The following is a 23,705-nucleotide window of genomic DNA, read 5'->3' as shown; positions in this document are numbered from 1 at the left end:
ATCGTGGTTGGCTGCGTCCATGCAGAGTGGACTGATCGACGGGGACCTCTACTTCGAGTGTGACGGGGCCGGGCGGGACCTGGTGCTGCTGCACGGCGGCGGGCTCGACTCGACCATGTGGGATGCGGAATTCGAGGCGCTGTCCGCGGACTGTCGGGTGACCCGGTTCGACGCGCGGATGCACGGGCGGTCGACGGCGCCGCACGGGGACTATCGGGCCTACGAGGATCTGGCCGCGGTGCTCAAGGAGGTCGGGGCGGAGCGGCCGATCCTGGTGGGGCTGTCGCTGGGCGGGCGGACCTCGATCGACTTCGCGCTGGCGTACCCCGATGTGCCCTCCGCCCTGGTCCTGGTCTCGACCGGGGTGAGCGGGATGGAGTTCGTGGACCCGTTCACGCTGGAGTGCCAGCGGGCGCAGGGGGAGGCGGCGGCGCGCGGCGACGCGGAGGCGTTCGTCGAGGGCATGCTGCGGGCGTGGGTGGACGGGCCGCACCGCGCGCCCGGCGACATCCCGTCCGAGCTGCGGGCGCGGTGTGCGCAGATGCTGCGCGGGCTGGTGCGCATGTACGGCGAGTCGTCCGGCCAGATGCTGGAGCTCGGCGCGGTGGACCGGCTGGCGGAGCTGCGGACGCCGATGCTGACCGTGGTCGGCGCGCTGGACACGACGGACATCCGGCGCGTGTCGGACCAGCTGGCGTCGCACGGCGCGGAGCAGGTCGTGGTGGACGGCGCGGCGCACATGGTCAACCTGGACCGGCCGGCCGAGTTCATGTCGGCGCTGCGGGGGTTCCTCGCTAAGGTTTGATCATGGGAATGTCCGATTATCTGGCCGGTCTCCGCAAGCAGGTCGGTCACGACATGCTGATGCTGCCCAGCGTCTCCGGCGTCGTGTGCAACGACGCCGGAGAGCTGCTGCTGGAGCGCCGTAGCGACGACGGGCGCTGGTCCGTGCCGTCCGGCGTGATCGACCCGGGGGAGCAGCCGGCGGACGCGATCGTGCGCGAGATCCTGGAGGAGACCGGCCTGCACGTGACCGTGGAGCGGCTGGCCGGCGTGGCGCTGCACCCGATCGAGTATCCGAACGGGGACCGCTGCCAGTACCTGAACCTGTGGTTCCGCTGCCGGCCGGTGTCCGGGACCGTGCGGGTCGCGGACGACGAGTCGCTGGCCGTGGGCTGGTACGCGCCGGACGCGCTGCCGCCGCTGAACGACTACGAGCGGCTGCGCATCGAGTCCACGCTGCACGGTGGCGAGGCCGCGTGGTTCGCGCCGGCCGGTGAATCGTTGGCCGCGCTCGGGTTCTGACCTTCGTACCCCCGGGGCGGCATTTGACTTTTATTTGGCTAACGGTTATCCATAGGCGGTCTACAGGAAGGGGGACCGCGCGTGCAGGACGTGGTGCTGGCCATGCTGGCCAAGGAGCCCGCACACGGGTACGAGCTGCGCGCCCGCGTGCGCGACGCGCTCGGCCCGCTCGGTGAGTCGATGAACGCCGGGCAGATCTACGTGACGCTGACGCGCCTCACCAGGGCCGGGCTGGTCGTCGCGTCGCACGACGACGGGCTGCCGGACCGCCCGGACCGGCGCGTCTACGACCTGACGCCGGCCGGCCGCGAGCGCGTGGCCGCCTGGATCACGGAGGTGAGCTGGCCGAAGCCGGACATCACCGAGTTCCACCTGAAGCTGGTCGCGGCCGCGGCGGCCCGGCTCGCCGACCCGGTGGACCTGGTCGACGCGCAGCGGCGCGAGGTGATGCGCCGCATCCGCGAGGCGCAGCGCGCCGCGCTGGACCGTGCGGTCGACCCGATCGCCGGACTGCTGTTGGAAGGGGTCGTGCTGCGCCTGCGCGCCGACCTGGAATGGCTGGAGGCGTGCGAGCGCCTGTGGACGGGACGGAAATCATGAGCGCGTTGCTGGCCCGTGGGCTGACGAAACGGTACGGCTGGGCCGACTCCCTGGTGCGCGCCGTGGACGCGGTCGACCTCGAGGTCCCGGCCGGCCAGACGCTGGCGATCATGGGCCCGAGCGGCTGCGGCAAGTCCACGCTGCTGCACCTGCTCGGAGGCCTGCAACGCCCCACCGAGGGCGAGCTGTGGGTGGCCGGCCGGCGCATCGACACGATGAGCGAGCGCGGCCTGGCCAAGCTGCGCCGTCACCACATCGGCCTGATCTTCCAGTCGTTCCACCTGATGGACGAGCTGACCGCCGTGGAGAACGTGGAGATGGCCGCGCTGCTGGCCGGCGCCGCACCCCGGCACGCCCGCCGCCGTGCGCTGGACCTGCTGGACGAGGTCGGCCTCGCGGACCGGGCCACGCACCTGCCGTCGGAACTGTCCGGCGGGCAACGCCAGCGGGTGGCGATCGCACGGGCGCTCACGAACGAGCCGCAGGTCGTACTGGCCGACGAGCCGACCGGGAACCTGGACAGCGCGGCCACGCTGGAGGTGCTGCGACTGTTCGAGACGCTGCGGGCGGCCGGTCAGACGCTGGTCGTGGTCACGCACGACGCGCGCATCGCCGCGATCGCGGACCGGGTGATCTCCATGCGGGACGGGGCGTTCGCGGACGACAGCGTGTTCCTCAGCGCAGCGCGCTGATCAGGGCATCTCGGGCGGCGGTGTCGTCGATCGTGGGCGTGCCGTCGCCGCTCTGCTCACCATAGGCACCGAACTGGGCATGACACATACCTTTTATCTCGATAAAGCGGGCATTGGTCGGAAGTTTGCCAGCATTGTCTGCGATGTCCTGCGGCGTGCTGAGGCCGTCCATCTCGCCGCCGATGCTGAGCACGTGCAGGTTCTCTGCGGAGAGATCGTCGGCGCAGTAGGAGCCGAACAGGACGAGCCGTTCCACAGGCTCCTCGGCCGCATATTGGCAGGCCCGCACGCCGCCCAGCGAATGGCCGCCGACCTGCCAGGCCGTCACCTCCGGCGCCAGCGCGGTGAACGTGCCCATCCCGCGCCGATCCAGAATCGCGAACCCCAGCGTCGGCCGGGCGATGACCACGGTGGTGCCGTCCGCGAGCAACGGCGCGAACGTCCAGGCATAGGCCTCGGCCTGCACACGCGCGCCCGGGACGAACAGCAGCCCTCTTCCGGTCGCGCCGGTCGCGGGCCGAAGCACCAGGCCCTCGCCCGCGTCCTCGACCAGCGACGCGACCTCGGCGTACCGCTCCGGCTCCGCCCGCAACGGCGACGCGAACCAGAACCCGGCCCCCACCACCGCGGCGACCAGCACCCCGGCGACCCCGCCGAAGACCCACTTCTTCTTCATCGCGCGTACGCCCCTCCGCTGACGCCCGCAGAGTATCCGCCGCCGCGGCACAGTGACGGACAGGGGTTTCCGTGACCAGCGGCGGAACGCCGTCATAGATCAGGGGGCAGCCTGGTCGCCGACGGATCCGCTACGGTGTCGCGATATGAGCCGGAGGCGACCCGCGCCGCTGTTCGAGGTGGCGTTGCTGGCGGGCGTGCTGCTGGTGTTCTCGTGGGCGCACGGGGCCGTCGCGCACAGCCGCGCCGTCGCCACCGCCAACGCGCGGCGCCTTCAGTCCATCGAGGGGTTCCTGCATCTCGACATCGAGCCGGCCGCGAACCGTTGGCTCGTCGCGCATCCGGCGTTCATACAGCCGGCGGTCTACGTCTATCGGCTCTACTACCTGGTGCCGCTCGGTGTGCTGCTGTGGGCCTACCTGCGGCACACGTCGACCTATCGCCGAGTGCGCAACACGCTGCTGGCCATGCTGATTCTGGTGCTGCCGGTGTACTGGGCGGTGCCGATGTCGCCACCCCGGTTCGCGATTCCCGGCGTCGTCGACATCATCGCGGAGCACGATCTGTTCGGCAGTACCGCCTTTCGCGACCAGGGGGCCGGGCAGAACTTCACGGCCATGCCCAGCATGCACGTCGGCTGGGCGGCGTGGTGCGCCTACGCGGTCTGGACCACACTGCGCCCCACTCATCCGCGCCTGTCCCTGCTCGCCTGGCTCTTCCCCCTGCTCATGACCGCCGTGGTCTTCACCACCGGCAACCACTACGTCCTCGACGTCGTCGGCACGGGGCTGCTGCTTACCGCCGCCGTCATAGTCGGTCACCTCGTCAGCCGCCTGACTGACTGACCCCGCAGTTCGTCTTCCCGTTCTGTGAGCGGTGCGGCGTGCTTGACTCCGTGGCCGGGACGGGCACGGTGCACCCGAAATTTCATAATTTAATAGCCTTCTGGTGTCAGGGTGAGGCGGCGGCCGGTTCCGAGGGCCGGAGTGATGAGGCTGACCGCGTCCCTGCGGCGGAAGGGTCCGCGCTGCCGCTGCGGGACGGCAGGGCCGTTCCCTCCTGATGGCTGTCCCATCACCGCAAGTGGATCATTGACATCTGCGAAATGGCGGTCAAATCCGCTCGCCGACCGCCATTTCGTCGACGTCATTGATCCACACGTGTGTGCGGGCGGTCCGTCCAGAACGCCTGCGAACACCGCCGGCCGCCTTGTCGCGATATTTCGGGCGCGGAGTGCCCGGTCTGCCGAGGCGGGTGCGGACTCTTGATCAAGTGCGGGCTCGGACTTCAAGATCGAAATTCCGGAAGATCATTTTCCCGCTTCCGGCGTGGTCCGGCCCGCATGCTCCCGCGGGCAAACCTCGGGGCGGGCAAAGACTCCGCTTGCGCTCCGCTTTGCCCGCCCCGTCGGAGCCGGTTCGCGCGGGTCGGCCCAAGGCCGCGATTCCCGTCGTGGTGGGACCGGAGCGCGGCCCGGCTCCGGGGTGGCGTGGCTCCTGGGTGACCCGGCTCCGGGGTGGCGCGGCTCCGGGGTGGCGCGGCTCCGGGGTGGCGCGGCTCCGGGGTGGCGTGGCTCCGGGGTGGCCCGGTTCGCGGTCAGACCGGAGTGGCTGCCCGGCGCATGCGCAAGGTTCCGGACCTGAGCCGGAGACGACGCCGCGGAGATCGTCCGCAAAGACCGTTGAGCTGCGGGCCTGCGGCGAAGCGTGCTTTCCGAACAGCTTCGGCGTCGGGGCGCGGCTGCGGGCGGCCCGGCGAGCCTATGTGCCGACATCTCGGGTGCACGTCGGGAACATCGCCCCGGTGCTGCTCCGAGGTCACGTGTGCGCCGGACTGATTCCCGCGACCGTCAGTGCGAGCAGCCGGTCGGCCTCCGCGGCCGGGTCCGGGTGGCCTTCGGTGGCGAGGGCGATGCCGGTGACCAGGGCCAGCAGGTCGGTGATGGTGATGCCGGGGGTCAGCGCACCGGACGCGCGGCGGACCAGGGGAGTGCCGGCGGCGATGAGTTGATCGGTGGCGCAGTAGACGTCGCCGGGCGGGCCGGTGGTGCGGTCGCGGTTGAGCGCGGTGGCGAGGCCGCCGATCGTAGCGGCGTCGGCGGCGAAGAGGGACAGCCACTCCAGCAGCGCCTCCCGGGCGGGGTCTCGGGTGGCGAGCGCGTGGGCCCGGTCGCACAGGGACTCGATGCGGTCGTGGAAGACGGCCGCGAGCAGCGCGTGCCGGGTGGGGAAGTGGCGGCGGACCGTGCCGGAGCCGACGCCGGCGGTACGCGCGATCTGCTCCAGTGACGCATCGGCGCCGTCCCGGGCCACCGCCTCGGACGCGACCGCGAGCAGCAGCGCGTAGTTGCGGCGCGCATCGGCGCGCTGACCGGTCACGGGTGCCTCCTTGCACAAACGGCGGGGTCCGCCATATCTTAACCTCAACGAAAACGGCGGACCCCGCCGTTTGGTCTCAAGGAGCATCACATGACGGTTCTGGTAGTCGGTGCCACCGGGCAGCAGGGCGGCGCCACCGCCCGTGAGCTGCTCGCCTCCGGCGTCCCGGTGCGGGCGCTGGTCCGCGACCCCGATTCCGACCGCGCCCGCGCGCTCGCCCGCAGCGGCGCCGAACTGCGCACCGGGGACCTGCACGACCGGGACTCGCTGGCCGAGGCCGCGGACGGCGCCCGCGCGGTCTTCTCCGTGCAGATGCCCGCGTTCACGGACGGCTTCCCCGACTTCGACGGCGAGCTCACCCAGGCGCTCAACCTGATCGAGACCGCGAAGGCCGCGGGCGTGGCGCAGTTCGTGCACACGTCCGTCTCCGGCGCCGGCCGGCACACCCAGGCCCCGGGCTGGGACGAGGGCCGCTGGGCGAGCATGGCGGCGGTCTACAAGCCCAAGACCGGAGCGGAGACGGCGGTACGCGAGGCCGGCTTCCCACAGTGGACACTGCTCAAGCCCGGCTTCTTCATGGAGAATCTACTGCCCGCCACCGCCTACCTCTTCCCGCGCGGCGTCGAGGGCGGCCTCGCCACCGTCCTCAAACCCGCCACCCACCTGTCCCTAGTCGCGGTCCAGGACATCGGGCGCGCCGCGGCCGCGGCCTTCCGGGCGCCGGACCGTTTCCACCGGGTGGAGCTGGAACTGGCCAGCGACTACCTGACGATGGCCGAGATCGCGGCCGTGCTCACCGACGCGCTCGGCACCGAGGTGACCGCGCCGGACATGGCGGAGGAGCAGGCGCTCGCGGCCGGCATGCCGCCGTACGCGGCCGTGTCGCACGCGTTTCTCCAGGCGGCCGGTCAGCCGGCGCGGCCGGATTTCGCACGGGCGCTCGGCATTCCGCTGACCTCGTTCCGGGAGTGGGCGCACGCGCGTCTCGGTATCCAATAGAGTGGCGTGGGTGGATGCGGAGAAGGCGGCGTTGCACGAGTTCCTGCGGCACCAGCGGGGCGTGATCCGGGATGTGCTGGCCGGCCTCGACGCCGCGCAGATGGGCCGGGCGGTGGCGCTGCCGTCCGGATGGAGTCCACTGTGGCTGGTCGCGCATCTCGGCGACGCGGAACGGCACTGGTTCCAGACCGTGTTCTCGGGCGCTGCGCCGAAGGATCGCGCTCCGGTCCGTACCCCCGCTGAGGCTTGGGAATTTTATGACGCCCAATGCCGGATCTCGGACGGGATCATCGAGGCGTCCGCGCTCACCGACGCGCCGGCCGGGCGGCACGCGGTGGACTGGCTGGCCGCCCAGACCACGGACCTGCGCCGCATCATCCTGCACGTGATCGAGGAGACCGCACGCCACGCCGGCCACCTCGACGCGGTGCGCGAGCTGATCGACGGCCGGACCGGGCTCGGCCCCCGATGACGTGCTGCCGAGCCCGGTCCCTGGCCGAGGTCAGAACCAGGACGTGCAGACCTCGTCGGTACGGCCGGCAGGGCGGCCGCAGGCGCGCATGACGACGCCGGAGTCGTTCCACTGGGTCGTGAACGCGTCCGTGCCGGACGTGATCGCGGTCAGCCCCAGCTTCGCGGTCCAGGTCGCGCCGTTGTCCGTGCTGCGGTCGGTCCAGACCTGGTCGCCGATCGTGCCGTTGGTGATCCGGCCCCACGCGCACTCGGTGGCGTCGCTGTAGCGCAGCTCGATCGTGCGGCCCAGGACCGTGGCCGTGCGCGGGCTGCGCGCACCGGCGCCGTCCGGGACGCTGCCGTCGACGCAGCCGTTCCCGCCCCCGCCCGGCGGCGTGTAACCGCCGCCGATCTCCGGATATTGCGTGCACGCCGGAACGCCCGGCAGCACCGCCGGCCCCTGGATGAAGACGTTGTTCACCCACAGCCGGTAGTCCGGCAGGTAGGACCAGATGTGGTTCGTGTAGCCGCCGGCCGTGACCGACTGCCCGTCCGCCTGGCAGAGCACGCGCACCAGCACGGAGTGCCCGGTCCCGGTGAACGTGGCCGTGCCGCCGGTCCGCGTCGTCCGGTAGGCCGGCGACCCCCAGGTCTTGAACGACGAACCCAGACCCGGATGACGGTACGGCGGATCAGGCTGCGTCCCGCCGATGCGAATCGCGCCGTAGTAGCGGTCCGCGCGCCAGTCCGAGACCTTCACGAAGTCGCCGGACTCACGCGCCTCGACCATCTTGCCGCCGCCGAGATAGATCGTGGTGTGGCCGAGATCGGCGTAGTAGAGGATGTCGCCGGGCTGTAGCGGCGTAGTGCCCTGGGCGGCGCTGAACACCTGGTTCGTCGTCTTCCGGGACTGGGTGAGGTAGTGGTCCTCCACGGTTCCCGGGCCGAGCAGGTCGACGCCGGTGGCCGCGTACCAGGCGTAGCGGACCAGGCCGGAGCAGTCGAAACTCCAGTACTCGGGGTCGTGGGCGCTGTCGATCGGGTCGGATTCGTCGACCTCGCCCTGGGAGGGTCCGGGTAGACCGTCGTGGCCCCCGGCCCAGGCGTAGTGCTGGCCGACGAAGCCGCAGGCGGCCTCGATCGCGCGCCGGGCAGCGGCGGAACCACCGGAGCCGATCGGCGCGCAGGTGCCGGCGTGGGCTGCTGATGGGGGCAGGGCGGTGAGGCCCAGGGTGAGACCCAGGAGCGCGGCCCCCGCCACGCTCCACAGTCTTCGCAGAGTCATACCGGGCATCCTCCCCGGCCGGGCGCCGCCGCCCCATCGTTTCGAGTGTGGCCGAAAGGTCCATGACAACCTCGATCGACGGTCATCGCGTCCTATCGGGCATGAATCGTGTCATCGGCGCCGTGACTGCCGGCGCACTTCTGGCCCTCGTCCTTACCACCCCCGCTCAGGCCGCCTCCGGGACCACGCCGCCCGGTGACGGCTGGACGCGGGTGCCGACCCCGCCGTTCGACACCGCGCCCGGCGCCCGATGCGAGTTCGGGGTGCACGGCGAGGCGATCGTCGACGAGGTCTACTGGAAGACGATAAGCACCAAGCCGGACGGTACGCCGCGGACGGTGGCCGCCTGGGGTCCGCTGATCGAGCATGTGACCAACGTGGAGACCGGCGCGTCCATCGACCTCGACTCGGGCGGGCACGGCTCGCACACCATGTATGACGACGGCTCGCACCTCTACCGGTCGCACGGACCGATCCTGGTCGGGATCGGGGAGGGGAGCCTGGATCGCGGGCTCTACATCATCGACGGGCCGTCCTGGCGCATCGAGCAGCGCCCCGACGGATACCGGAGGATAGCCGGGCACTTCCGGGTCACCGTGGACATCTGCGACGCGCTCAGCTGAGTCGAGAGGAGAAAGAGCGGCCGTTCAGCAGGTGGAGACCCAGCGCGGTGATCTCGTGGCGGACGGCCGCACCGTCCCGGCGGGTGGTGATGAGGCCTGCCTCGCGCAGGATCGTCGCCTGCTGACTGGCCGAGGCGAGCGACACCCCGCACCGCCGCGCCAGCTCGCTGGTGCTGCATCCGCCGGCCACCGCCTCCAGCGCCACCGCCCGCGTCCTTCCCAGCAGCGCTGTGAGCCCGGCGGGACCGGAGGAGGCCTCCAGGGCCCCTGGTGGTGGCGCCGTCGAGTACACCAGCGTCTGCGGCAGCGACGGGTCGCGCAGTTTCGTCGGCGCTTCCCAGCAGAAGAACGACGGCTGCAGCACCAGCCCGCGGCCCTCCAGGTAGAGGTCCGCGTTCGCGAAGTCGAGGATCTCCAGCACCGGTGCCCGCCAGCGGATGTGTGGGTGCAGGCCGGAGAGCACGCCCTCCACACCGGTCCTGCTCATCTCGTCCACCCGCCGTGCCCGGTCGTTGGCGATGTGCCGGCGGATCGACGGCCAGTACGGTCGCAGCGCCGTGTCGTAGTACGACTGCACGGCCCCGGTCAGCTGCCGTATCGCCTCGGCCCGGCCGGTGCCCAGGTCGCGCGTCCACGGCGAGGCGGCGGTGCGGGTGGCGAGGTAGGCCAGCTCCGTTTGCAGCCGCGCCGGCGGTGTGGACGCGAGCGCGTCGAGCGAGGCGCCGAGCCCGTCCCCGCCCGGCGTCAGGAAGTCCGGCGAGTACCCGGTCGGCGGCGCCAGCTCACGCAGCAGCGCCAGGTCCCCTCGTGGTGTCCGTGAGGCCCGCCGCCGCCAGTTCCCGAGCGTGGCCTGGCCGTCGCGGGTCTGGGTCTGGTGGAGGCTGAGCAGCACCTCCCAGAGCGGATCCGGCCCGGCGGCGATCGTTGTTCTTGCCAGATCCTGAGCGGTGAAATGCACGCGTAGCACAGGCACGTCCCCCGACGATCGTCCACTGTGGCTCTTGTGTGCGAACCCTATGCCGATCGATGGACCGCGTCTGTCAGCCGCCCGACGGCTGGATCCAGTCGAAGGTGTGGGCCACGGCACGTTGCCAGTTGGAATATTCGGCCGTGCGCAGCGAGGGGCTCATGTCGGGCAGCCACTGCCCGGCCCGGTGCCAGAGTTCGCGCAGCGCGGCCAGGTCCGGCCAGTAGCCGACCGCGAGCCCGGCCGCGTAGGCGGCGCCGAGCGACACGGTCTCCGCGACCATCGGGCGGACGACCGGCACGTCCAGCACGTCCGCGACGAACTGCATGAGCAGGTTGTCGGAGGTCATGCCGCCGTCGACCTTGAGCGTGCGCAGCGCCAGGCCGGAGTCCGCGTTCATGGCGTCGACGACCTCGCGGGTCTGCCAGCCGGTCGCCTCCAGCACGGCGCGGGCCAGGTGCCCCTTGGTGATGTAGCTGGTCAGGCCCACGATCACGCCGCGGGCCTCGCTGCGCCAGTGCGGCGCGTAGAGGCCGGAGAACGCGGGGACGATGTAGCAGCCGCCGTTGTCCGTGACGGTCCTGGCCAGCGTCTCGATCTCGGGCGCGGTGGTGATCAGGCCGAGCTGGTCGCGGAACCACTGCACCAGCGAGCCGGTGATCGCGATCGAGCCCTCGAGCGCGTAGACGGGCGCCTGGCCGGACAGCTGGTAGGCGACGGTGCTGAGCAGCCCGTGCGTGGACGCGACCGGGGACAGCCCGGTGTTGAGCAGCAGGAAGCTGCCGGTGCCGTAGGTGCATTTCGCCTCGCCCGGCGTGAAGCACGTCTGGCCGAACAGCGCGGCCTGCTGGTCGCCGAGCGCGGCCGCGATCGGCACGCCCTCGAAGACCTCCGTGCACGTCCCCAGTACGCCGACCGACGGCCGGATTTCCGGCAGCATTTCCGCAGGGATCCCGAAAAATGCGGAGAGATCGGGGTCCCAGGACAACGATCGAAGATCCATCAGGAGGGTACGGGACGCGTTCGTCACGTCGGTGACGTGCAGACCCCCGGTAAGGTTCCAGATCAGCCAGGTTTCCATGGTGCCGAAGAGGATGTCCCCGGCGAGTGCCCGCGCCCGCAGTCCCGGCGTGTGGTCCAGCAGCCACCGGATCCGCGGCGCCGAGAAGTAGGTGGCCAGCGGCAGCCCGCTCCGCCCCGGGATCCGGTCCGCCCCCGGCGCCGAGGCCAGCGCGGTGACCAGCGAGTCCGTGCGCGTGTCCTGCCAGACGATGGCGCGTGCGACCGGCCGCCCGGTGTGCCGGTCCCACAGCACCGTGGTCTCGCGCTGGTTCGTGATGCCGAGCGCGGCGACCTGGTCCAGCGTGATCCCGGCCGACTGCAGCGCGGCCGCGGCCGTCTTCCGCACGTGGTGCCAGATCTCCATGGCGTCGTGCTCGACCCAGCCGGGCCGCGGATAGTGCTGGTGGTGCTCCTGCTGCGCCACCGCGTGCAGCCGCCCGCGCCGGTCGAACACGATGCACCGCGTCGACGTCGTCCCCTGATCGATCGCGATCACGTACCGCTCGGTCATGATCGGCCTCCGAGTCGCCCGAGTACCGCGAGACGTGAGCCGGCCGCGAGAGACACGATCGACGAGAGACTCATGACCGGCCACCCAGGTCCCGGGAGATCGCGTTCGCCGCGTCCCGCACGTAGCCGACGAGCCGCGGATCCGGCCGCAACGATGCCGAGCACAGCCGCTCGATCGCCCCCGACACGCCCATCGCGCCTACGACCAGCCCGCCGTAGTCCCTGATCGGCGCCGCGATCGACGCTTCCCCCGGCGTCAGCTCGCCGATCTCGCTCGCCCACCCGGCCGCCCGCACCGCCCGCAGCGAGAGCGCCAGGTCGCGGGTGGAGACGACCGTCCGCCGGGTGAAGGCATCCAGGGCGCGCAAAGAAGCAAAAGCCGACGAGTCGTACGCCAGCAGCACTTTTCCCAGCGCGGTCGCGTGCAGCGGCAGCAGCGCCCCGGTGTCCAGCCGCTGCGGGGTGTCGTCCGGCCGGAACACGTGGTGCACGACCAGCACGCGCCCGTCCGCCACCGTGCCGATCCGGACCGCCTCGCCGCTGCGTGCGGCCAGCGGATCCGCCCAGTTGATCGCGCGGGACCGCAGCTCGTTCACGTCCAGGTGGGACGTCCCGAGATGCAGGAGCGCGTCCCCGAGCAGATATTTCCCGTCCGCGTCCTGCGCGACGAACCCGACCCGCTGCAACGTGCGCATGATCCCGTGCGCCGTGCCCTTCGCCAGATCCAGCGACCGGGCGATCTCCACGATGCCGAGCCGCCGCCCAGGGCTGGTCGCGAGCAGTCGCAGCATCGCGGCCGCCCGCTCGATCGACTGCACCGGGCCCGGCATGCATACAGACTTACCCATGGACGACGGTTCGACAATGCCGAACCGCCTTCGTTGACGATCAATGTTGACCGTCCATAGCGTCATCACCGGTAACGACAGTGCAACCTCTCCGTAAAGGAGTCCGGATGGCACAGCGATTCAGAATCCCCGGTGGCCTGACAGGTGAGCTGGCCGCGGAGTTCGCCGGGACCTTGATCCTCATTCTCTTCGGGTGCGGCGTCGTCGCACAGGTCGCCGCCGGCGGGATCGGCGACCACGACAGCATCGCGTGGGCGTGGGGCCTCGGCGTCACGCTCGGCGTCTACGTGGCGGGCCGGATCTCCGGCGCCCACCTCAACCCCGCGGTCACGGTCGCGCTGGCGGTCTTCAAGGGCTTCCCGTGGCGTAAGGTCGGGCCGTACTCGCTGGCCCAGCTGCTCGGCGCGTTCGTCGCCGCGCTGATCGTCCGCTGGAATTATTCAGAGGTGCTCAACGCGTTCGACCCCGGCCTGACCATCAAGTCCCAGGGCGTGTTCTCCACGCTGCCGGGCAACGGCGGGTTGCCGGTCGGCGAGTGGGGCGCGTTCCGTGACCAGGTGATCGGCACCGCGATCCTGCTGTTCCTGATCCTGGCCGTGACGGACGTGGCGAACACGCCACCGGCCGCGAACCTGGCACCGTTCGTGGTCGGCCTCATCGTGGTCGCGATCGGCATGGCCTGGGGCACGGACGCGGGCTATGCGATCAACCCGGCCCGTGACCTCGGCCCGCGGCTGGCGTCGTTCTTCACCGGCTACGAGGGCGCGTTCCGGGACCAGACCGGCTATCTGTACTTCTGGATACCCATCGTCGGGCCGCTGATCGGCGGCGTGCTCGGCGCAGGGCTCTACCAGACACTGATCGGCCGGTTCCTGCCCGCCCAGCCCGCGCCGGTCGCGGAGCCGGACATTCCGGCCCAGCGCACGGCGGTCTAACGGCCACAATCAAGATCATGCGGGGGTACGACGTGGAGCGCACCCCCGCGTGACGGCTTCGACAAGAAGGGGCACCTCATGGCTGACTTCGTCGGCGCGATAGACCAGGGGACGACCAGCACCCGCTTCATGATCTTCGACCACGGCGGTAACGAGGTCGGCCGCCACCAGCTCGAGCACGAGCAGATCCTGCCGCAGGCCGGCTGGGTCGAGCACAACCCGATCGAGATCTGGGAGCGCACGGTCGCGGTCGCCCGGACCGCGATGGGCAAGCTCAACCTCGGCGCGACCGACCTGGCCGCGCTCGGCATCACGAACCAGCGCGAGACGACCGTGGTCTGGGACCGGCGCACCGGCCGTCCCTACTACAACGCGATCGTCTGGCAGGACACCCGCACCGACCGGATCGCGTCCGCGCTGGACCGGGACGGCCGCGGCGACGTGATCCGGCAGAAGGCGGGCCTGCCACCGGCCACCTACTTCTCCGGCGGCAAGATCCAGTGGATCCTGGAGAACGTCGACGGCGTGCGCGAGGCGGCCGAGCGCGGCGACGCGATCTTCGGCAACACGGACAGCTGGCTTCTGTGGAACCTCACCGGCGGCGTGGACGGCGGCAGGCACGTCACGGACGTGACGAACGCGTCGCGGACCATGCTGATGAACCTCGAAACCTTGCAGTGGGACGACGAGCTGCTGTCCTTCTTCGACATCCCGCGCGCGATGCTGCCGGAGATCCGGCCGTCGTCGGACCCGGGCGGGTTCGGCGTGTGCCGCGTGTCCGGGCCGCTCGGCGGCGAGGTGCCGATCACCGGTGACCTCGGCGACCAGCAGGCGGCCACGGTCGGGCAGGTGTGCTTCAACGTCGGCGAGGCGAAGAACACCTACGGCACCGGCAACTTCATGCTGCTCAACACCGGCACGGAGCTGGTCCGGTCCAGCAACGGTCTGCTCACCACCGTGGCGTACCAGCTCGGCGACGCCGCGCCGGTCTACGCGCTGGAGGGCTCGATCGCGGTCACCGGGTCGGCCGTGCAGTGGCTGCGCGACCAGCTGCGGATCATCGGCAGCGCGCAGGAGAGCGAGTCGCTGGCCGCGCAGGTCGAGGACAGCGGCGGCGTCTACTTCGTGCCCGCGTTCTCCGGGCTGTTCGCACCGTACTGGCGGTCGGACGCGCGCGGTGCGATCGTCGGCCTGTCCCGCTACAACACCAACGCGCACATCGCGCGCGCCACGCTCGAATCGATCTGCTATCAGAGCCGGGACGTGGTCGAGGCGATGCGTGAGGACTCCGGCGTCACGCTGGACGTGCTCAAGGTGGACGGCGGCGTCACCGCGAACAACCTCTGCATGCAGCTCCAGGCGGACGTGCTCGGCGTGCCGGTCAGCCGCCCGGTGGTCGCGGAGACCACCGCACTCGGCGCGGCCTATGCGGCCGGGCTCGCGGTCGGCTTCTGGAAGGACACCCAGGAGCTGCGCGCGAACTGGAACGAGTCGCAGCGCTGGCAGCCCGCGTGGGACCAGGAGCGGCGCGAGCAGGGGTACGGCCGGTGGAAGAAGGCGGTCGAGCGCACGCTCGGCTGGGTCGACGTCGACTGACCCGCGGTTCTCCGGGGCGGATCATCGTGGATCCGCCCCGGCCCGAGGGGGACGGCGGTCGGTCACGGAGCCGATCGGGAGCGGACAGCGGCGTACCGTGGCAAGATTTTGATCTTGATTGGTGGTTGCAGCATGTCGGATCTGTCACCCACCGGACGCGTGGCCGCGCTGGACGCGCTGGCCGGCGACCGTGAACTCGACGTCGTCGTGATCGGCGGCGGCGTGGTCGGCGCCGGTTGCGCGCTGGACGCGGTGACGCGCGGGCTGAGCGTGGGCCTGGTGGAGGCGCGCGACTGGGCCAGCGGCACGTCCAGCCGGTCGAGCAAACTCATCCACGGTGGTCTGCGGTACCTGGAGATGCTGGACTTCGGGCTGGTGCGGGAGGCGCTGCGCGAGCGCGGGCTGATCCTCTCCGTGCTGGCGCCGCACCTGGCCCGGCCGGTCCGGTTCCTGTACCCGCTGCGGCACCACGCCTGGGAGCGGGCCTACGCGGGCGCGGGCGTGCTGCTCTACGACCTGATGGCGCGGCGGGGCGGGCTGCCGCCGCACCGGCACCTGACCCGGCGGCAGGCGCTGCGCACGTGCGCGGCGCTGAAGAAGGACAGCCTGGTCGGCGCGCTGCAGTACTCGGACGCGCAGATCGACGACGCGCGGCACACCATGTTCCTGGTCCGGACCGCGGCCGCCTACGGCGCTCACGTCGCGTCGCGGACCCGGGTGGTCGGCTTCCTGCGCGAGGGGGCCAGGGTGACCGGCGTGCGCGTGCGGGACCTGGAGTACGACCGGACGTTCGACATCCGCGCCCGGCAGGTGATCAACGCGACCGGCGTGTGGACCGACGAGACGCAGGGCCTGGTGGGGGAGCGCGGGCAGTTCCACGTGCGCGCGTCCAAGGGCATCCACCTGGTGGTGCCGCGGGACCGGATCCAGTCGACGACCGGGCTGATCCTGCGCACGGCGACGTCGGTGCTGTTCGTGATCCCGTGGGGACGACACTGGATCATCGGCACGACGGACAGCGACTGGGCGCTCGGCAAGGCGCACCCGGCAGCGTCCCGCAAGGACATAGACTACCTGTTGTCGCAGGTCAACGCCGTGCTGGCGCGGCCGTTGACGCGCGCGGACGTGGAGGGCGTCTACGCCGGGCTGCGGCCGCTGCTGTCCGGGGAGTCGGAGTCGACGTCGCAGCTGTCGCGCGAGCACACGGTGGCGTCGCCGCAGCCGGGGCTGGTCGTGGTCGCCGGCGGGAAATATACGACATACAGGGTCATGGCGGCGGATGCGGTGAACGCGGCCGCGCACAATCTCGGCGGGGCGATACCGCGGTCGGTGACGGCCCGGGTGCCACTCGCGGGGGCGGAGGGCTACGCCGCGCTCTGGAACCAGCGCCGCGGCCTGTCCGCCTCGTCCGGCCTGCACGTCGCCCGGATCGAACACCTGCTCGGCCGCTACGGATCGCTGATCCACGAGGTGCTGGCGCTGATCGCGGCCGACCCGTCGCTGAAGAACCCGCTCGCCGGCGCGGACGACTACCTGCGCGCGGAGGTCGTCTACGCGGTCGCGGCCGAGGGCGCCCGGCACATCGAGGACGTGCTGACCCGCCGCACCCGCATCTCGATCGAGACGTTCGACCGCGGGCTGGAGGCGCTGCCGGAGGTGGCGTCGCTGATGGCCGGGCCGCTGGGGTGGACCGAGGAGCAGACCCGCCGCGAGATCGAGCACTACCGGCTGCGGGTCGAGGCCGAGCGCGCGTCCCAGGAGGAGCCGGACGACGAGACCGCGGACGCGACCCGCCTGGGAGCACCCGAAGTGGTGCCGCTGGCCTAAGGTGTCACCACCGCGCCGCCCGCGATCAGGATGATCAGGATGGTCAGCACCGCGGCCAGCGCGACCGAGAACCGGCGGATCCGGCCGCTGCGGTTGCGGCCCGGCAGCAGCGCCGCGAGCAGCGCGGCCAGCAGCCCGGCCGCGGCCAGCGGCGCCAGCACTATCGCGTTGCCGAACCGCAGCGGCAGGATCGCGGACGCGTCGTAGAGCGCCAGGATCAGCGCGGGCACGCCGAACATGACGCCGCCCACGGCCGCGATCATGTTGAACGTCTCCTGCGCCTGCGCCTCCCGGGTCACCGCGATCGTGGAGGTCGCGTTGAGCAGGCTGTGCAGCAGCGGCGCCTCCGCGGCGGCCTCCTCCTCCATCGCCTTGCACTGACGCACGCCCGCGTCCAGCATCGGGAACCACGCCTCGCGGGAGGCCCGGCGCGCACCGGGACGCACCGGCAGCGTCGGGTCCAGCGTGCGGCGGTGCGCGTGGTAGACGGCCGGGTAGGTGATCCAGGCGCCCAGGCCGCCCCGGCACGCGGTCCGCGCCTCGTCCGCGACGCGGCCGATCAGCGTGGACAGCTCGATCACGTCGGCCAGCACGTTCTCCAGCCGGTGCGTGCCGCCGCTGCGCAGCGTGGTGCCGAGCTGGTGCTCCATCCCGTAGCGGAACGCGCGCAACGTCGTCACCGTGTTGCGTGACGCCTCGGCCTGCGCCTTCGCGATCTCGGTGGCCAGCCCCTCCGGGTCCGGGCGGTGGCCGTGCGGGACGGCGCGCAGCATGGCGCCCAGCAGGTCCGGCATCCGCTCGTCGGCGGTCCGCGCCTCCCAGCCGGACGCGGTCGGCCCGGTCGGCCCGTCGCCGGCCGTGGTGAGCCACTGCCCGCGGACCACGGCCTCCAGCGTCGTGCGCAGGTCGGAGTGGACCACCACGCGCAGATGGCCGATCACGATCAGCCGCTCGTCGCCGGAGTTGAGCACGGCCAGCAGCGGGACGTGGCGCACGGCCGCGCCGGTGGGCACCGGGACGTCGTACGGCGCCGGCGCGGTGGACGACCGCTCCGGCCCGACGATGTCGACGGTGACGCTGAACGGGGCGGAGGGTCGACGGGTCCGCGCATTCAGGAGTGCCATGACACGCACTGTAGGTGTTCCGTGCACTCAGCGGATGGACATTCCGCCGAGCGTCCCTTGTGTCCGGGGCGCGAAACGTGGTCGGGTGGATCACAATGTTGTAGGCGGATGAGCGTGGATCGGCGGGAGGACTGATGGTGGCCCCGGCAATAGTCCACGATGGAATGTTGCGTGCCGGGGTGGGCGTCTAGTGGCGGAGCCCAGCCGCCTCGTCCGCGTCGTCGGTGAAGCCGAGCGGACGCTCAGTGGCGAGGCCGACCGGCCGCTCGGCTACGTGATCGCGGACGGTCTCGTGCTGACCGCGGAACACCATCCCGGCCGGCTGGACGACGCGGTCGAGGTCGAGGGCTACCCCGGTCATCCCGCCAGCACGCCGGGCCGCCTGATCTGGTCCGACCCGGTGATGGAGGTCGCGCTGGTCGAGGTGCCGGCCGGCACCGGCGAGACCGCCTGCCCGGCCACCCGGTTCGGCCGCGTGCTGTCCTCCGGGATCGAGCTGGTCGTGTCCGTGCTCGCGCTGGCCTCGCCGGTGCCCGACATCCCGGCGCAGCGCCCGCCCACGCCCGCGGACGAGAACGTGCGGCCGATCGGGACCGCGCGGCCGCCCGGCCACCAGCCGCGTCCGGCGTGGGCCAGCGGGCCCACACGGCAGACGCGCATCGTCACCGGGCCGCCGGACCCGATCTCCGCGCTCCGGAAACTGGAGTCGCTGCAGCCGCCGTCGGATTCCGCCGCTCCGCCTCCGGACGAGCCGGAGGACGACGACGAGGACCTGGCGGTCGCGATCCCCGGCCGCGTGCGCGTCTCCGACGGCCTCTACCAGCTCGAACTCGATGCGGACCCGCTCCCGCCCGGCCTCGCCGGCGCGCCGGTCTTCGCGAACGGGCTGCTGCTCGGCGTGGTCACGGACGACGCGTACCGGCCGGGCCGGCGCTCGCTCACGCTGGCACCGGTCTGGCGGCTGCTCCGGGACCGCACGTTCGCCCGCCCGGTCGGCAGGTTCGCGAAACGGCCCGCGGTCGCGGAACCGGTCGAGCTGGCCTACGCGCTCGTCGACCCCTACGCCGGCCCGGACCGGATCGTCACGCGCGCGGCCGAGGGGCCGTACCCGCCGCTGCTCACCGCCGAGGCCGCGGTCGTGCCGTTCCGCGGCCGCGTCCGGGAGATCCGCGAGCTCACCGCCTGGTGCAACGCGGAGGACCGCACGGTCCACATGCTCATGCACGCGCCGTCCGGCGAGGGCAAGACCCGGCTCGCGGCCGAGCTGCTCACCCGGCTGCGCGCGCAGGGCTGGCTCGGCGGCGTCGCCGGGGACCTGCGCCGCCTGATCGCCGGGCTGGACGCGGTGGACGGGCCGGTCGCGCCCACGCTGATCATCGTGGACGACGCGGAGTCCCGGCCGCCCGCGCTGCTGGCCGAGGTGCTGGACCGGCTCGCGATGGGCCGCCGGGCCCGGGTCCGCGCGCTGATGCTGTCGCGGTCCGCGGGCGCGTGGATGACCGGGCTCAGCGACCGGACGCGGCTGGCGGGCATCCGTACGCTCCCGCTCGGCCCGCTCTACCCCGACCCGGCCATGCGCGCGGCCGAGCAGCGCCGGGCCGCCCGCGCGTTCGCCGAGATCTTCGACCGGACCATGCCGGGCCGTCCGTACACCGCCGTGGTCGAGCAGTCGCCGCGGCCGATGACCGAGGGCCTGCCCGCGTTCGCGCACGCGCTGACGCTGCAGGCCGCCGCGCTGCTCTGGGCGATCGGCCGGCCGCTGCCGGACGCGGGCCGCTACTACCACGACCCGCTGGCCGCGCTGCTCCGCCACGAGGACCGCTACCTCAACCGGGTCGCGGACCGCCACCGCATCGCACCGAACCGCGCGGCCCGCTCCCGCCTCGTCGCGATCGCCACGCTCTTCGGCGCCGCCACCGAGGACGAGGCCCGCACGCTGCTCGGACCCCATCACGGCGCCGGCGACGTGGACGCCTGGCTGGCCGAGCTCTACCCGGCCGAGCGTGGCGGCCACTGGCGCCCGATCCGTCCCGACCTGGTCGCGGAGGAGCTGGTCGTCCGCGCGCTGCTGCCCGCGGGCGCGCCGCTGCGGGCCACCGACCTCGCGCTCTTCGTGCCACGGGCCACCCACCATCAGCGGGTACGACTGCTGACCCAGCTGACCTCCGCCGCCGCCCGTCATCCCGCGGTGGCCGGCGTGCTGCGCGACCTGGTCAGGCGTCATCCGGACGCGCTGGCGCCCGCGGTCTCGGACGTGCGCGTCCGGGTGCCGGACCCGGCGCCGCTGCTGCGCGCGTTCGCCGACGTCGGCCCGACCGTGCCCGCGCCGACGCCGGGCAACGGTGCCATGCCGGCCGCGCCGCCGGACCGCCTCTACGCGTATGTCGCGTCCGCGACCAGCCGCGGTCTGGCCTGGTGGCGCGTGCTGTGCGAGGTCGACGCACCCTACCTACGCCTGAAGGCCACCACGTCCGCGCCGGAGGGCCCGCTGATCGTCTCCTCCATCGCGTGGCTGGGAAGATCAAAGGCCCATCACGGGGTACGTCCCGCGCCGCACCCGGACGAGTGGCACCAGTTCGAGATGGACGCGCCGACCGAGGCGGTCCTCGGCTCCGTCTCCGTCGTCGGCGACCGCAACTTCCCCACGCCGGCCATGCTGCTGGTCTCGCCGGAGCCGCTGACCGTCCCGCCGGTCCCGGTCGGCCGTGTCACGGACAACGCGGCCGCGCAGCTCGGCCGCGCTCTGAGCACGCTCCCGCTGGCCAGGCCGCCGTCTTCTGACGCGCCGGATCCTTTCTACCGCTGAGGGCAGCCGGTCCGCCGGTCGATTGTGGCTGGTAATCGTTAACTTTCCTCAATGTATTGACAGAAAAAGTTCGATGGTGCGTGAATGTGTTGCATCGTGAGCTGTGACGGCACCCACAGTTCGTCCTCCTCGTTTCGAAGGAGTCCGATGCGTCTCCCCATCGTTCGCCTGCTGGCCGCGTGCGCTCTGGCCGCCGGCGGCATCGTCGCCGTCGCCGGTCCGGCGTCGGCCGTCGTCCCCAAGACCCCGCCGCTGACCACACCGTGGACCGGTCAGGTCTCCACCACCAACCCGCTCCCGGAGTACCCGCGGCCGCAGATGACCCGGCCGGACTGGCAGACGCTGAACGGCGAGTGGGAGTTCCTCAATCCCGCGACCGACAGCGCCGGCAACGTCAACCGCACCGCGGCCCCGCCGCTCGGCCAGACCCTGCCCGAGCGCATCCTCGTGCCGTACCCGGTGGAGTCCGCGCTCTCCGGCATCATGCGCAACGACAACCGCGACCTGATGTTCTACCGCCGCACGTTCACCGTCCCGTCCGGCTGGGCCGGGCGGCGGGTGCAGCTCCACTTCGGCGCCGTCGACTACGAGGCCACGGTCTGGGTCAACGGGCAGCAGGTGGCCACGCACCGGGGCGGCTACGACCGGTTCGAGGCAGACATCACCGGCGCGCTGAACGGTGGCAGCAACGAGATCGTCGTGCGGGTGTACGACCCGACCGACGGGCGCGGCGAGAAGCAGCCGGTCGGCAAGCAGACCAACAACCCGTCCGGCATCTTCTACACGCCGACCTCGGGCATCTGGCAGACCGTGTGGCTGGAACCGACCGCGGCCTCGTCGATCTACTCGGTCGACATCTACCCGAACATCACGGCGAACACCGCCCGGGTGCGGGTCTTCACGCGCGGCGCCGTCACCGGGCACACCGTGCTGGCCGAGGCGATGTCCGGGTCCACGGTGGTGGGCTCCGCGACCGGCGGCTTCACCGAGTTCACCGTCCCGGTGCCGAACGCGCGCCGCTGGTCGCCGGACGACCCCTTCCTCTACAACCTGCGAGTCACGCTGCGCAATGCCTCGGGCTCCGGCGTGGACCAGGTGACCAGCTACTTCGGCATGCGCGAGGTCGGCACGAAGATGGTCAACGGCGTGCTCCGGCCGACGCTCAACGGTGAGTTCGTGTTCCAGGTCGGCACGCTCGACCAGGGCTTCTGGCCGGACGGCGTCTACACCGCGCCGACCGACGCCGCGCTGGCCTCGGACATCCAGAAGCACAAGGACCTCGGCTTCAACATGGTCCGCAAGCACATCAAGGTGGAGCCCGCCCGGTGGTACTACCATGCGGACCGGCTGGGGCTGCTGGTCTGGCAGGACATCCCGTCCACGCCGCCGTTCGACGCGAACCGGACCGCCGCGCAGATCGCCCAGTTCGAGACCGAGGCGCGGGAGATCATCGACGAACACCGCGCGTTCCCGTCCGTCGTCGCCTACGTGCCGTTCAACGAGGGCTGGGGCGAGTGGGCGCTCGGTGACACCCAGCGGGTCACCCGGGACCTGGAGTCCTACGACCCGACTCGGCTGATGAACCCGCACAGCGGCTTCAACTGCTGCGCCTCCAAGGGGGACCCCGGCACCGGCGACATCATCGACTGGCACATGTATACCGGGCCGGACGCGCCGTTGCCGTCCAGCACCCGGATCTCGGTGCTCGGCGAGTTCGGCGGCATCGGGCTGCGCTCACCGGGGCACGAGTACAGCCCGAACGGGCAGTTCTTCGCGTACGAGCAGGTCAACAGCAATGCGCAGCTCAACGACCGGTTCACCGGCATGATCCGGGACGTGCAGCAGCTCATGGTCACCAAGGGGCTGTCCGCGTCGATCTACACCGAGATCACCGATGTGGAGGGCGAGTACAACGGCCTCTACACGTACGACCGGCAGGTGCAGAAGGTGGACACCGCACAGGTGAAGGCCGCGCACACCAACCTGATCAACGCGTCCCGCAACCTGAACGCCACGGTGCCGCTCACGCTCGGGCACACCCGGTCGTTCCAGGTCACCACGGCCGGACTCACCGACCGTCACCTGCGGCACGCGGACTCGCTGGCCAGGACGGACGTCATCTCCGGGGACCTCGCCCGGCAGGACGCCTCGTTCCGTACCGTGGCGGGCCTGTCCGACCCGCGCTGCTACTCGTTCGAGGCGGTCAACCAGCCGGGACGCTACCTGCGGCACGCGAACAGCCGGGTGCGGATCGACGCGAACACCGGCGGCTCGTTCGCCGCGGACGCCACCTGGTGTTCCCGCGCCGGCCTGGCCGCGGGCGGCACCTCGTTCGAGTCGGTCAACTTCCCGGGGGCTTACCTCCGTCACTACAACAGCGAGGTCTACCTGGCCCGCAGCGGCGGCCCGAACGCCTGGGACACCGCGTCCGGATTCGCCGCGGACGCGACCTGGAACGTGTCCGCCCCGGCACTGTGGCGCAGCTCGGTGCAGCTGCCCGTGGACGCCCGGCGCTCGCTGGGCGTGCTCACCTGGAACTACACCGACCGATACCTGCGGCACGCCGGCGGGCTCGGATACACCGAGGTGGTGAACTCGGGCAGCAGCGCGATGCTCAAGAGCGATGCCACGTTCACGGTACGGCGCGGGCTGGCCGACTCCTCCTGCTACACCCTGGAGTCGGTGAACTACCCCGGCCAGTACCTGCGGCACGCCGACAGCCGGATCCGGCTCGCGGCGAACGACGGCTCGGCGCTGTTCGCGGCGGACGCCACGTTCTGCGCGCGGCCGGGCCTCTCCGGAGCCGGCGTGACCCTGGAATCGATCAACATTCCGGGCAACTTCCTGCGGCACTTCAACGGGCAGGCGCACATCGCCAGCGGCGGCGGCGCCGACTTCAACCGCCCGCTGACACTGACCGCGGACAGCAGCTGGAACATCGCGGCCCCCTGGGCGCCGTGACCTGAGACGCCGGGGGCGGACCGATCGGTCCGCCCCCGGCGTTGACAGTTAGAACTCTA

Annotated in this window: 20 protein-coding genes; 13 read left to right on the top strand and 7 right to left on the bottom strand. The window is 71.7% G+C overall.

The window, feature by feature from the left end:
• Positions 1-19 precede the first annotated feature (19 nt).
• From OP04_RS26950 to OP04_RS26935, 4 genes are all read left to right on the top strand, one after another.
• Positions 20-805: an alpha/beta fold hydrolase gene (locus OP04_RS26950; RefSeq protein ID WP_033342659.1), complete on the top strand. Its 786-nt coding sequence runs from the start codon at positions 20-22 to the stop codon at positions 803-805.
• 2 nt (positions 806-807) lie between these two features.
• A complete protein-coding gene (locus tag OP04_RS26945) occupies positions 808-1,305 on the top strand; it encodes an NUDIX hydrolase (RefSeq protein ID WP_033342658.1) in 498 nt (165 codons plus the stop codon).
• Positions 1,306-1,386: 81 nt separating this feature from the next.
• Positions 1,387-1,905 (top strand): PadR family transcriptional regulator, encoded by a 519-nt coding sequence (locus OP04_RS26940; RefSeq protein ID WP_033342657.1) that lies wholly within the window; start codon positions 1,387-1,389, stop codon positions 1,903-1,905.
• The gene (locus OP04_RS26935; protein WP_033342656.1) at positions 1,902-2,597 is read left to right on the top strand and encodes an ABC transporter ATP-binding protein; all 696 of its coding nucleotides are present in this window, start codon (positions 1,902-1,904) and stop codon (positions 2,595-2,597) included. The genes OP04_RS26940 and OP04_RS26935 overlap by 4 nt, the downstream gene beginning before the upstream one ends.
• On the opposite strand, the gene OP04_RS26930 is transcribed toward OP04_RS26935, so the two are convergent.
• Complete coding sequence (locus OP04_RS26930; protein ID WP_033342655.1) at positions 2,581-3,273, bottom strand: alpha/beta hydrolase; 693 nt, start codon at positions 3,271-3,273, stop codon at positions 2,581-2,583. The two genes, OP04_RS26935 and OP04_RS26930, sit on opposite strands and share 17 nt — an antisense overlap.
• A 145-nt stretch (positions 3,274-3,418) precedes the next feature.
• Here OP04_RS26930 and OP04_RS26925 point away from each other — a divergent pair, with 145 nt between their 5' ends.
• Complete coding sequence (locus tag OP04_RS26925) at positions 3,419-4,117, top strand: phosphatase PAP2 family protein (protein WP_033342654.1); 699 nt, start codon at positions 3,419-3,421, stop codon at positions 4,115-4,117.
• A 972-nt stretch (positions 4,118-5,089) separates the two neighbouring features.
• Here OP04_RS26925 and OP04_RS26920 read toward each other — a convergent pair.
• Positions 5,090-5,650, bottom strand: coding sequence for a TetR/AcrR family transcriptional regulator (locus OP04_RS26920; protein ID WP_033342653.1), 561 nt, complete (start codon positions 5,648-5,650; stop codon positions 5,090-5,092).
• Positions 5,651-5,740: 90 nt separating this feature from the next.
• Here OP04_RS26920 and OP04_RS26915 point away from each other — a divergent pair, with 90 nt between their 5' ends.
• Positions 5,741-6,649, top strand: a complete 909-nt coding sequence (locus OP04_RS26915) for an NmrA family NAD(P)-binding protein (RefSeq protein WP_033342652.1) — start codon at positions 5,741-5,743, stop codon at positions 6,647-6,649.
• A gap of 10 nt (positions 6,650-6,659) precedes the next feature.
• Positions 6,660-7,121: a DinB family protein gene (locus tag OP04_RS26910; RefSeq protein ID WP_033342784.1), complete on the top strand. Its 462-nt coding sequence runs from the start codon at positions 6,660-6,662 to the stop codon at positions 7,119-7,121.
• 30 nt (positions 7,122-7,151) lie between these two features.
• Here the strand turns inward: OP04_RS26910 and OP04_RS26905 are convergent, their stop codons facing one another.
• Positions 7,152-8,387 (bottom strand): NlpC/P60 family protein, encoded by a 1,236-nt coding sequence (locus OP04_RS26905; RefSeq protein WP_198153994.1) that lies wholly within the window; start codon positions 8,385-8,387, stop codon positions 7,152-7,154.
• Positions 8,388-8,488: 101 nt separating this feature from the next.
• On the opposite strand from OP04_RS26905, the gene OP04_RS26900 reads away from it, so the two are divergent.
• Positions 8,489-9,010 (top strand): hypothetical protein, encoded by a 522-nt coding sequence (locus OP04_RS26900; RefSeq protein ID WP_033342651.1) that lies wholly within the window; start codon positions 8,489-8,491, stop codon positions 9,008-9,010.
• Here OP04_RS26900 and OP04_RS26895 read toward each other — a convergent pair.
• From OP04_RS26895 to OP04_RS26885, 3 genes are all read right to left on the bottom strand, one after another.
• Entirely contained in the window at positions 9,003-9,983 is a 981-nt protein-coding gene (locus OP04_RS26895; RefSeq protein WP_198153993.1) for an ArsR/SmtB family transcription factor, read from the bottom strand. The two genes, OP04_RS26900 and OP04_RS26895, sit on opposite strands and share 8 nt — an antisense overlap.
• A gap of 67 nt (positions 9,984-10,050) precedes the next feature.
• On the bottom strand, positions 10,051-11,550 hold the full coding sequence (gene glpK / locus OP04_RS26890; RefSeq protein ID WP_033342649.1) for a glycerol kinase GlpK: 1,500 nt from the start codon (positions 11,548-11,550) through the stop codon (positions 10,051-10,053).
• 70 nt (positions 11,551-11,620) lie between these two features.
• Positions 11,621-12,379 carry an IclR family transcriptional regulator gene (locus OP04_RS26885; RefSeq protein ID WP_033342648.1) on the bottom strand — a complete coding sequence of 253 codons (759 nt, stop codon included), beginning with the start codon at positions 12,377-12,379 and terminating at the stop codon, positions 11,621-11,623.
• 125 nt (positions 12,380-12,504) lie between these two features.
• Between OP04_RS26885 and OP04_RS26880 the strand changes: the two genes are divergently transcribed.
• The 3 genes from OP04_RS26880 (at position 12,505) to OP04_RS26870 (ending at position 16,755) form a co-directional block, all read left to right on the top strand.
• Positions 12,505-13,332 carry an MIP/aquaporin family protein gene (locus tag OP04_RS26880; RefSeq protein WP_033342647.1) on the top strand — a complete coding sequence of 276 codons (828 nt, stop codon included), beginning with the start codon at positions 12,505-12,507 and terminating at the stop codon, positions 13,330-13,332.
• 78 nt (positions 13,333-13,410) lie between these two features.
• A complete protein-coding gene (glpK, locus tag OP04_RS26875) occupies positions 13,411-14,928 on the top strand; it encodes a glycerol kinase GlpK (RefSeq protein WP_033342646.1) in 1,518 nt (505 codons plus the stop codon).
• A 132-nt stretch (positions 14,929-15,060) separates the two neighbouring features.
• Positions 15,061-16,755: a glycerol-3-phosphate dehydrogenase/oxidase gene (locus tag OP04_RS26870; RefSeq protein WP_033342645.1), complete on the top strand. Its 1,695-nt coding sequence runs from the start codon at positions 15,061-15,063 to the stop codon at positions 16,753-16,755.
• Here the strand turns inward: OP04_RS26870 and OP04_RS26865 are convergent.
• Complete coding sequence (locus OP04_RS26865; protein ID WP_033342644.1) at positions 16,752-17,879, bottom strand: hypothetical protein; 1,128 nt, start codon at positions 17,877-17,879, stop codon at positions 16,752-16,754. The genes OP04_RS26870 and OP04_RS26865 overlap by 4 nt on opposite strands.
• 190 nt (positions 17,880-18,069) lie before the next feature.
• Here OP04_RS26865 and OP04_RS26860 point away from each other — a divergent pair, with 190 nt between their 5' ends.
• Both OP04_RS26860 and OP04_RS26855 read left to right on the top strand, forming a co-directional pair.
• Positions 18,070-20,685, top strand: a complete 2,616-nt coding sequence (locus tag OP04_RS26860; RefSeq protein ID WP_033342643.1) for an ATP-binding protein — start codon at positions 18,070-18,072, stop codon at positions 20,683-20,685.
• A gap of 147 nt (positions 20,686-20,832) precedes the next feature.
• Positions 20,833-23,646 (top strand): AbfB domain-containing protein, encoded by a 2,814-nt coding sequence (locus OP04_RS26855; RefSeq protein ID WP_033342642.1) that lies wholly within the window; start codon positions 20,833-20,835, stop codon positions 23,644-23,646.
• Positions 23,647-23,705: the final 59 nt, after the last annotated feature.

The sequence above is a fragment of the Catenuloplanes japonicus genome (genome assembly GCF_000717135.1).
Classification (GTDB): Bacteria; Actinomycetota; Actinomycetes; order Mycobacteriales; family Micromonosporaceae; genus Catenuloplanes; species Catenuloplanes japonicus.
The sequence above is the reverse complement of the archived record's forward strand: the minus strand, read 5'-3'. Positions and strand labels throughout refer to the sequence as shown.